The organism is Kitasatospora sp. NPDC091257 (assembly GCF_044757675.1).
Lineage (GTDB): Bacteria > Actinomycetota > Actinomycetes > Streptomycetales > Streptomycetaceae > Kitasatospora > Kitasatospora lactacystinica.
Genome location: NZ_JBIVVI010001344.1, coordinates 1 through 2,287, shown reverse-complemented (window position 1 = coordinate 2,287; position 2,287 = coordinate 1). Strand labels below are relative to the sequence as shown.

Below are 2,287 nucleotides of genomic sequence, written 5' to 3'. Positions count from 1 at the left end.
CCCCGCCCCGACACCGTGCGGGGCCGGGCCGGCGCCCTACCGCTCGGACACCGGTTCGAGCCCAACCGTTACCGTTGCTGTCGGGGGCCACCGCGCGTGCGGAGGCCCCCGCCGCGGCCCGCCGCGCCCCCGAGCGGGATCGGCGCGGCTCGAACCCAGGCTGCCCGGTTGCGGGCGTGGCCGGCGTCCCCCCGACCGGAGAGCACGAGCATGAGCGACTTCTGGCAGCGCCTGCGCCGCGACCATCCGCGGCTGCTCGACGTCGCCGGCGGCACGGCCATGATCACGGTCACCGCCCTCGGCGCCACCATCGACCAGACCGGCGGCCGCTTCACCCCGTTCGCCGCGCCCACCTTCGTCATCGCGCTGGTCTCCGCCGTCACCGTGCTCGCCCACCGCCGCCACCCGCGTGCGGTGGTCGCCGTCACGCTGCTCTGCACGATGCTGCTCGCCATGGTCAGCCCCCGGCTCACCCCGACCCTGGCCACCCCGCTGCTGCTCGCGCTCTACTTCCTCGCCATCCGCACCGACCGCGCCACCGCGCTGCGCGCCTCGGTCGCCGCCGCCGTCCTGCTCACCGGGATCGCCCTGCTGTTCGGCCCCGGCGGGCCGGTCAGCGAACGGCTCGGCGTGCTCGCCTGGGCCCTGCTGCCCGGCGCCCTCGGCGACTCGATCCGCAACCGCCGCGCCCACCTCGCCGCCATCGAGGAGCGTGCCGAACGCGCCGAGCGCACCCGCGAGGAGGAGGCCCGTCGGCGGGTCGCGGACGAGCGGATCAGGATCGCCCGCGACCTCCACGACGTCGTCGCCCACCACATCGCCCTCGCCAACGCCCAGGCCGCCATCGCCGTCCACCTCATGGACAACCACCCCGTCCAGGCCCGGGAGGTGCTCAGCCACATCACCGACGCCACCGGCTCGGCCCTCCAGGAACTGCGCGCCACCGTCGGCCTGCTGCGCCGCGCCGAGGACCGCGCCCCGCTCGAACCCGCCCCGGGCCTCGACCGGCTGCCCGAACTGATCACCACCTTCGAGCGGGCCGGCCTGCCGATCCGGCTCTCCGTCCAGGGCGAGGCCCGCCCGCTGTCGCCCGGCGTGGACCTCACCGCCTTCCGGATCGTCCAGGAGTCGCTGACCAACGTGGCCAAGCACGCCCACGGCGCCGACGCCGAGATCACCCTCGCCTACAGCGGCAGCCGGGTCGCGGTCAGCGTCGCCAACGGCCGACCGACCGTGACCGGCCGCCGCCGCGCGGTGTCGCTGCCCCAGCACCCGCCCAGCGAGGGCGGCTTCGGCCTGATCGGCATGCGCGAGCGGGCCGGGGCGGTCGGCGGCCGGCTCAGTGCCGACCGGCGGCCCGACGGGGGCTTCCTGGTCACCGCCGAACTGCCGCTGCGCACCGGCGCCCGCGACGACGGCCCCGAGTCCGCGGGCGCCTTCACCGCCGCCGACGTCGCCCGGGCCGCCCGGGCCGCGCGCACCACCCGTACCGATCGCCCGACACCGGCCGAACGACAGGAGCACGCCGCCCGGGCGGACGGCGCGCTCCGAGAGGACAGGGACCACGCATGACCATCCGGGTACTGCTCGCCGACGACCAAGCCCTGCTGCGCGGTGCCTTCCGCCTGCTGATCGAGGCGGAGGAGGACATGGAGGTGGTCGGCGAGGCCGCCGACGGCCGGGAGGCCGTCGCGCTCGCCCGGGCCACCAAGCCCGACATCGTGCTGATGGACATCCGGATGCCCGGCGTCGACGGTCTCGGTGCCACCGCCGAGATCTGCGGCGACGAGGAGCTGTCCGGCACCCGGGTGCTCATCCTCACCACCTTCGAGATCGACGAGTACGTGGCCCAGGCGCTGCGCGCGGGCGCCGGTGGATTCCTCGGCAAGGGGGCCGACCCCAAGGAACTGCTCGCCGCCGTACGCACCGTCGCGGCGGGCGAGGCGCTGCTCTCGCCCGCCGCCACCCGGGCCGTGATCGACCAGTTCCTGGCCCAGCCCGAGCCGGCGTCCGCCACCCCCGCGAGCGAGCGGCTGGCCGTCCTCACCGCCCGTGAGCGCGAGGTGATGTCGATGGCCGCCACCGGCCTCACCAACGAGGAGATCGCCGAGCGGATGTTCGTCAGCCCGTTCACCGTCCGCACCCACGTCCACCGGGCGATGTCCAAGCTCGACGCCCGAGACCGGGCCCAGCTCGTCGCCATCGCCTACCAGACCGGCCTGGTCCCGCCCGGCCGTCCGGTCTGAGCGTGCGGCGGGCGCGGCGGGGCCGGGGTCAGGCCGGGGAC

Annotated in this window: 2 protein-coding genes; both read left to right on the top strand. The window is 76.1% G+C overall.

Annotation, left to right across the window (positions count from 1 at the left end; translation table 11 throughout):
- The first annotated feature begins 210 nt into the window (after window positions 1-210).
- The gene (locus ACIQOV_RS38075; RefSeq protein ID WP_401055343.1) at window positions 211-1,572 is read left to right on the top strand and encodes a sensor histidine kinase; all 1,362 of its coding nucleotides are present in this window, start codon (window positions 211-213) and stop codon (window positions 1,570-1,572) included.
- Complete coding sequence (locus ACIQOV_RS38070) at window positions 1,569-2,246, top strand: response regulator transcription factor (RefSeq protein ID WP_359914739.1); 678 nt, start codon at window positions 1,569-1,571, stop codon at window positions 2,244-2,246. Before ACIQOV_RS38075 ends, ACIQOV_RS38070 begins: the two co-directional genes overlap by 4 nt.
- The last annotated feature ends 41 nt before the right edge of the window (window positions 2,247-2,287 follow it).